Below are 6996 nucleotides of genomic sequence, written 5' to 3'. Positions count from 1 at the left end.
CTCAAAATCCACAGTCCGGGAAAAGGCCTCCAGCTGATCGCCAAGCCCGCTCAGCCGAGCAAGGCGCTCTTCAACATCAAAGAAACCAGGCTGCTTCATCTTCCACCATCCCCAATCAACGCCGAAGAAATGGAATCACACAGAACAGCTCAGAGCCAAGGGTTTTTCGAACCCTCCACCTGCCCTTTTCGGCCATGAACGCGAACGGCTGGAATGTCCCAAACTCAGTATATCGCTACTCGCCTAACAATGTCGGCTTTCGGGAAGCCGTCACATCCGCTTGGATATCTGAAATGTAGGCGAGAGCTGACTTTCTACCAGACAGTAAATTCACTCTGTTCGTTTCGATGCTAATTCACAAATCTCATTATCGGCTCTCTGGCCAACGGCGACCACATAAATAACGATCCGTTCGTCGATGACCTGATAAACAAGGCGGTAGTCATCTTTCAGAAGTTTAATCTTGTAACCTCCCCGCTAGATCGCGATGAAGCTCGTTTCCTGGAGAGTGTGGGTTCCAGATCAGCTTTTCCAGCTTCTTTTCAAATTTCTTCCGCACATTGCCGTCAAGAGCATCCCACTCCCTGAGCGCTCTATCGTCGAATTCAAGACAATACTCTTTCATTCGCGATAACGGCTCTTAAGCTTAGCAAAAGCCATACGGTGCTTTTGGGCAGGGTTTTTGAGACGTTCGCGCACAATCTCGATCAGCTGCGCATCCTCGTCTGTGACAAGCGTGCGTTTGACCGGAGAGCGACCCGTTTCAGCAATATATGCGAGAGTATCGCGCAGTACGTCAGAAAGCGAAATGCCTTGAGCGGACAGCTTCTCAACAGCTGCTGCCTTCAGTGTTTCATCTACCCGGAATGTGACAGCAGACATACTAAGCCTCCTTGCGTGTATATACATATGTATCACATTCGTTTATACAAATGAAGCGAAAGGTGGCCAATGCTGATGTCTGCATTCGGGAATGACAGATCGGTTCCGGAAACAGCAGAAAAGAAGCGATTACCGCCTGTCTGCTGTGTTTTTTCTGAGTCGACAGACGGTCAATCATGGCGAGTAAAAAAACTCATTCATGAACTCTTCTCTCATCCGTGCAGCGCAGATCTGACCCGTCAATATGCACACCAGGTCCACACTGAGTTACTGGAGGCGTCTGAACTGTGAGCGTGCTTTCAAAGGAACGTCCGCTAACATGACTAAGCTGCAGCCCCTTCCGGGCCGACAGTCGAACATGTCTCAGTGTCAGACCCTCGATCGGTGCCTCAGGCAAACCCAACACAACGCCCACCGTCCCCGCATTTGTCGCCGTCATATCTGTTATGGTGACATCATGAATATGCGGGGTCGTTGATGTTACCGGAGCAGCGGGCTCGGTCATCAAGGCAGTCTGCTGCGTTCCCCCCGGCTGCCCTGCATAATAATCACTGATCGACAGCGGAACCCGAACATGGTCCATCGTCAGATGTTCTGCGCTGATCCAGCCAATATCTCCGCCACGATCCCGCCCAGACTTAATTCGCAGTCCGGACAGCGTGTTCTGAAATGAAACGTCAGAAATTCTAATATGATGAGCCCCATTGGCCAGTTCACTACCAATGGACAGACCGTGTCCTTCGCCAAAGCGAGACTGTGTAATGCTAATATCGCTCGCAGCTTGTCCTGGCTGCGTCAAACCGGACTTGATGGCGATGTTGTCATCCCCTGTCGCAATCTCAAGATTGCTCATCGTGACATGATCCGAGGAGACGAGATCAATACCATCGGTATTCCGAGACGAGGCCGGGTTGCGGATCGTGAGATGGTCAATCCTGATCTGGCTGGACTCCCTTACAACGACCGTCCACATTGGAGAATTGGTCGCCGTAACGCCTGAGATCCGTCCATGCTGCACATGCGAAAACTCAATCAGCCAGGGGCGTGGCAGACCATTCGCAGCAGGAACCCCTGGATAATCTGGCCCGTAAGGTAAAGGACCTGAGGTCTGCGTCTTGTGCGCCCGCACCGCTTGAGGCCACCAGACAGCAGCGCCATTCCCATCAATATGGCCCTGACCGGTTATAGCCACGTCCTGAACATCAATCGCAGAAACAAGGGCTTCACCGGGCTGCGCTGCTTTCCCCAGAAAGGCCCAGTGGAATAGACGCGTGTCCGAACTCCCCAGAAGGGTACTTCCCTTCTCTAAGTTCAGCGTGACGTGGTTTTTGAGAGATAAAGGGCCGCTCAACCATATTCCAGACGCCAACGACACCACACCACCGCCAGCCTCGCTACAGGCTGTAATGGCACGTTGAATGGCCGGACCGTCATTGGTGCGGCCATCATGCCGTGCACTATAAGTAACAGGATCACAGCGAGACGAAGCGGCATGACTGGTCATGGGCATGCACAACAACGCCGCGACCACTCCACCTAAAACGAGGCGCCTGCCTCTCATAGAACAGCTGCCTAAAACAGACCTTTGGTCCGACTGGTTGTGTTGTTGGCCAGCAATGCCTGTCACTTCCGCAGCCCCTTGATACCCAGCTCTTCCCACATCCAGTCAAAGCTGAAAGAGGCCCCTGCCCCCTCACGCCCCAAGCCTGCTGTCGTGGCTTCAATCTGCTTCAACCAGGCCGCAACTTTCTTCTTCCCCGCCGCTGTTGTAACAGCCTGCCTCGGCGTGACATGCCCAAGCCCCGGAACAACCTCATCCAGAACACGGCGATAATGCTGCTCCAGAACAGCAGCCAAAATTTCCGCTTCCTCTTCAAGCGGGATCTCGTCTTCACGCACATCCCCTCGACCAGAGGTCCGCTGCTCTTCTATAGCCTGCTCAGCGGTCATAATCTGTGTCAGAGGGGATCCAATCAGACATCCCAAGGCGTTGCAGAGTAGAGCCGTGCCTTGCTTAGCCCGCGTTTCTGAATTGACCTGCAATCTCAGCTGACGGCCTTTCAGTTCCAGCGCCCCCAGAACAAGACCACCATCATCCAACGTCGTACTCAAAAACTGAGCTTTGCTGTCTTCTGCCTTAGAATGGGCCTCAGGAATATGGTCACCCGCCTGACGCGTCCAATTCCAGATCATGCGCCCCGCATGCTGCAAACAGGGTATCGTATTCAAAACCTCGGCAATGCTCTTCTGAGTGCTTCCCTTGCTGAGAGGAAAACATACGTCATGAAAGACCAGGTCTTCGCCATCGCTGTTAAACAGGACAGGTGGCTCGGAGGCGCTCACCATGTTTTCCATGGTTCTAAAGAGCCAAGTCAGCGTGAAGACCGGAGCCAGATCACGGAGCACCTCTGTCTTGATCTTTGGAAACTCAGCCTGACCTCGCTTACGCTTGAGAACATCGCGCATATTCTCAGCCAGATCTTCGCAAGCCTGCTGAGAATATGCCAACAGACTCCCTGCCAAAACCATTTTGCCGTCTTCTGGAACAAGGCGTGCCGCGATGCGCTCCCAAGGCTTCAAGGACTGTGTGGCTGAGCGTTCATGAACCAGAACAGGATCACCACCCCGCAACAGGTCACGCACCATCATGCTTTGACCCGGCACGATCTGCGAAACCTCATACAGGCTCATGACGGCCTCTTTGAGGCCCCGCATATAAGCGCTTTTGCGTGGACCTTCTTTCCAGCCCCGTCGTTTCAGATAGACCTCAACGAAATTTTCATTATCCCAGTCCTGTCCCAAGAAATCTTCGAAGGCACAGCCCCAGAGTGACATTGCCGCACCCTGCCCTAAGATATCTCCCAGGTCTTCGAAGCTGATATCCGCCGCCTCTAAAGCCGGTCCCAGATGCTCACCCAACACTTCTTCAAAACAGGATTGCCACTGATCCTGTTTCAGATATCCGATAAGCCCTGTCAGATTGTCAGCGTTCATAAATGCGACGAACTCCACTATTTTTCTGCGGTGGAACGGCAAACACCCTGTTTACCCGAGACGAAGAGAATATCGTGCATAGCGGTTTTCTCCTGTCCGATTAAGAGCACCGAGAGACACCAGATCGGCCAGGTCACGCGTCGCCGTGGCAGATGTGGCGCCTGTGATCGAACGATAGTTCTGGGCACTTAGACCGCCTTGGAAGCCGTCAGGCCCTTCTGCCAACATCCGAATCAGAGCCTTTTCCTGACGAGTGTTCAGCTTGTCACGGAGGCCGTCCAGAAAACGCGTTTTCTCAATTAAAAAACGAATATTCTGAAGCGTGCGAGACTGGGCTTCCAGAACGACATTTCCAAACCACCCCATCCACGCATCAATGTGGTTGGTTTCGCTGGCACGATGCAATTCGAGATAATAGGCTTTCTTGTTTGCGTTGATGATTGCAGCCAGTGCCGTAAGCGTCGGGGCCTCAAGGCTTTGCGCTAATGCCTTCTCAGCAAGAGCTCGTCCGATACGTCCATTCCCATCTTCGAAAGGATGGATGGTCTCAAACCACAAATGGGCAACCGCCGCCCGTTCGATAGCAGGGAGAGGCTCCGCTCCGGTTGGCGCTGTTTTGTTAAACCACTCAACAAACTGCGCCATCTCGCTCGGCACATTTTGTGACGGCGGAGCTTCAAAGTGGATATGCGACGCATGGAGAGGGCCTGAGATAATCTGCATAGCTTCTGCATGCGTCCGATATCCACCGATGACGTCCAGATCACGGCGACCATTCATCAGCATGGCATGCCAGTCGAACAGGAGTTGGTCGGTTAAAGGAGCCGCATAATGTCGATAGAGATCGACCATCAATTCCGCGGCCCCAGCCTCCGCTGGCGTGGAGCGCCGCTTGTCTGGAGCAAAGCCCAACTGGCGGGCAATCGAAGATTGCACACTCGCCCGATCAAGAACCTCACCCTCAATGGCAGAACTCTCGACCATTTCCTGTGAGATCAGCTGAACAATGAGCTGCTGATTGGCACCTTTGTCCAGATGTTGCATCGCGCCCACGACAACGCCCGAACCTTTCAGAAACTGCGTTTCAGCCTCACGCAAGAGACCTGTCTCAAACTGAAACTGCGGCCAGTCCGGACGCTGCCAATTCCAACGCATGATCGATACTCCAACCTTCTATCAATCACTTTAACTGTAAAATATGATTGATAGAAGCGAAACTTATCAATCACCTGGAGGGATCGAAGAACTGTTGGTTGATACGCTTGGCTGGTGATTTTTGGCTTTTAGCGCTTTGATCGACGGTGCTTTGGGTTATTTTTGATCTGCGTTTTGAGCAGATCGGAGGCTGTTACCCTCTGGATAGCTATGCTTTGGTGCTGATCCTCTCGAGGAAGAGGAAGCGGCGTATATTGTAGACGATATTGACTAGCTGTCAGGTTGTGAGACGTCATTGGCGTAAACCATGATACGGTCGACGTCGTTCATGATACTGACTTCTGTCATAGTTTTATAGCTTCGATTACGCAGACGTGGTCTCTGCCTGAGGCGCTCGGCGACTTTGGCGGTAGGCGAAAGGCCGCCCAGAACCCGCTGTCGGCGCAGGTTATAAGCGTGATTGAACCCATGCAGCAGGACTTCGAGATCCGTGTGGTGTGCGACGTTGATCGGCAGAACCTCGGTTGCGATGCGACCGTTGAACCGCTCGACCATACCGTTCGTCTGAGGGGAATACGCTCTGGTTCGCCGACGATCGACATTCTGACAGGCTTTCTCGAAGGCGTCTGCAGTGAAGCACGAGCCTCGGTCGGTCAGGATATGCGTGATCCGGAAAGGAAAGGCGGTTTTGACGGTCTTTAGAAAATCGACGGCATTGACAGCATTCTCGGCGTCGTAGACGGCCAGATGCACGAAACGTGAGCAGCGGTCGATCGCGACATACAGGAAGCGTTTACGGGCCTCGCCATCTTTGGTTTGCAGCTTCGGCAGATGCTTCACGTCGATATGGACATAGCCCAGGTCGTAGTACCGGAATGTGCCGTCGCCGCGCACGGGACAAATTTTCTCCTTCGGCGGCCGTCGGTTGAGCCCTGCGTCCTTAAGAATACGCCAGACGCTATCTCTGTTGAGGTGAGGCAGGAAGTGCCGCAGCACGAACGTCAGGTCATCGAGCCCGAATTCGGTGGCGCGACGAAGATGGCAGACAATCGCGCGCTCTTCCTCGGTCGTTTTCCAGGCCAGTAACCGGGGCTTACTGCTTCGATCCGTGCACCCCTCGGCTCCACGCCTGCGCCATTTGCGCACCGTCTCGTCGCTGACGCCGAAGCGTCGCGCCAACACCCCGGTCCCTTCCATCGAGCGTGCGATTTGGGCCCGGACGACAGGTGTGGTGCGGGCTTGCGGATGGATCTGATGCATTAACAATCACTCCGGCGTTCAACGTCAAACCCGGGGGGCGTAAGCGGCAATAGCCCACGATACGCCGTCCCAATGACGTCTCACAACCTGACAGCTAGGTCGCGTTGACAAAAGATTCAATCCAAAGCCTCGCGGCGGCGATATTGAGGAAGCTCATGAAGGACAAGGCGGTTTTGTCGTATCGGGTCGCGATGCGTCGCATCTGCTTGAGTTTGTTGAACATCCGCTCGATGCGGTTGCGGTCTCTGTAACGCCGCCAGTCTGTTTTCTGTGGAACACTGCGGCCTTTTCGTGAGGGAATAACCGGCAGGATACCACGGAGCAGCAGATCCTGGCGGAACCAGTCGCTGTCATAGCCCCGGTCGGCCAGCATGGCTTTGGGGTTTGGAACCGCAAACGCCATCAGGGTATCTGTGGCTGTGTAATCCGAGAGCTGACCTCCGCTAAGGGCAAAGCCGAAAGGACGTCCTTGATTGTCGCACCGGGCGTGGATTTTGCTCGTAAAACCGCCGCGTGATCGACCAAAACCTTCCGTATGAGCCCCCCTTTTGCACCCGTTGCCTGGGAGTGGGCGCGAACCACGGTACTGTCGACCATATGCTGCCAGTCATCACTCAGTCCCACGTCCACCAGAGTTTGCAGCAAGGCATCCCATACACCCTGTTCAGCCCAACGCCGGAACCKGACATAGACCGAGTTCCATTT

General features: G+C 54.0%; 6 protein-coding genes and 2 pseudogenes. All 8 read right to left on the bottom strand.

The window, feature by feature from the left end; all coding sequences use genetic code 11:
• Positions 1-99 (bottom strand): annotated as a pseudogene (locus tag KP705_RS14990) (IS5/IS1182 family transposase); the annotation flags it as partial.
• 231 nt (positions 100-330) lie between these two features.
• Positions 331-625: pseudogene (locus KP705_RS14985) on the bottom strand (type II toxin-antitoxin system RelE family toxin).
• Positions 622-882 (bottom strand): type II toxin-antitoxin system RelB/DinJ family antitoxin, encoded by a 261-nt coding sequence (locus KP705_RS14980; protein WP_015075006.1) that lies wholly within the window; start codon positions 880-882, stop codon positions 622-624. The pseudogene KP705_RS14985 and the gene KP705_RS14980 overlap by 4 nt, the downstream one beginning before the upstream one ends.
• Before the next feature lie 193 nt (positions 883-1075).
• Complete coding sequence (locus KP705_RS14975) at positions 1076-2392, bottom strand: glycoside hydrolase family 28 protein (RefSeq protein ID WP_016738512.1); 1317 nt, start codon at positions 2390-2392, stop codon at positions 1076-1078.
• 113 nt (positions 2393-2505) lie between these two features.
• A complete protein-coding gene (locus KP705_RS14970) occupies positions 2506-3876 on the bottom strand; it encodes a hypothetical protein (RefSeq protein ID WP_015075003.1) in 1371 nt (456 codons plus the stop codon).
• A 51-nt stretch (positions 3877-3927) separates the two neighbouring features.
• The gene (locus tag KP705_RS14965; protein WP_015075002.1) at positions 3928-5031 is read right to left on the bottom strand and encodes a Fic family protein; all 1104 of its coding nucleotides are present in this window, start codon (positions 5029-5031) and stop codon (positions 3928-3930) included.
• A 270-nt stretch (positions 5032-5301) separates the two neighbouring features.
• The gene (locus tag KP705_RS14960) at positions 5302-6291 is read right to left on the bottom strand and encodes a DDE-type integrase/transposase/recombinase (RefSeq protein ID WP_015075000.1); all 990 of its coding nucleotides are present in this window, start codon (positions 6289-6291) and stop codon (positions 5302-5304) included.
• Positions 6292-6385: 94 nt separating this feature from the next.
• Positions 6386-6898, bottom strand: a complete 513-nt coding sequence (locus KP705_RS14955; protein ID WP_215764737.1) for an IS5 family transposase — start codon at positions 6896-6898, stop codon at positions 6386-6388.
• Positions 6899-6996 lie beyond the last annotated feature (98 nt).

Origin of the sequence: Gluconobacter sp. P1D12_c (genome assembly GCF_018812105.1) — a bacterium.
Taxonomy (GTDB): domain Bacteria; phylum Pseudomonadota; class Alphaproteobacteria; order Acetobacterales; family Acetobacteraceae; genus Gluconobacter; species Gluconobacter oxydans_A.
Note: the sequence above shows the minus strand (reverse complement) of the source record. Positions and strands in the feature narration are given on the sequence as shown.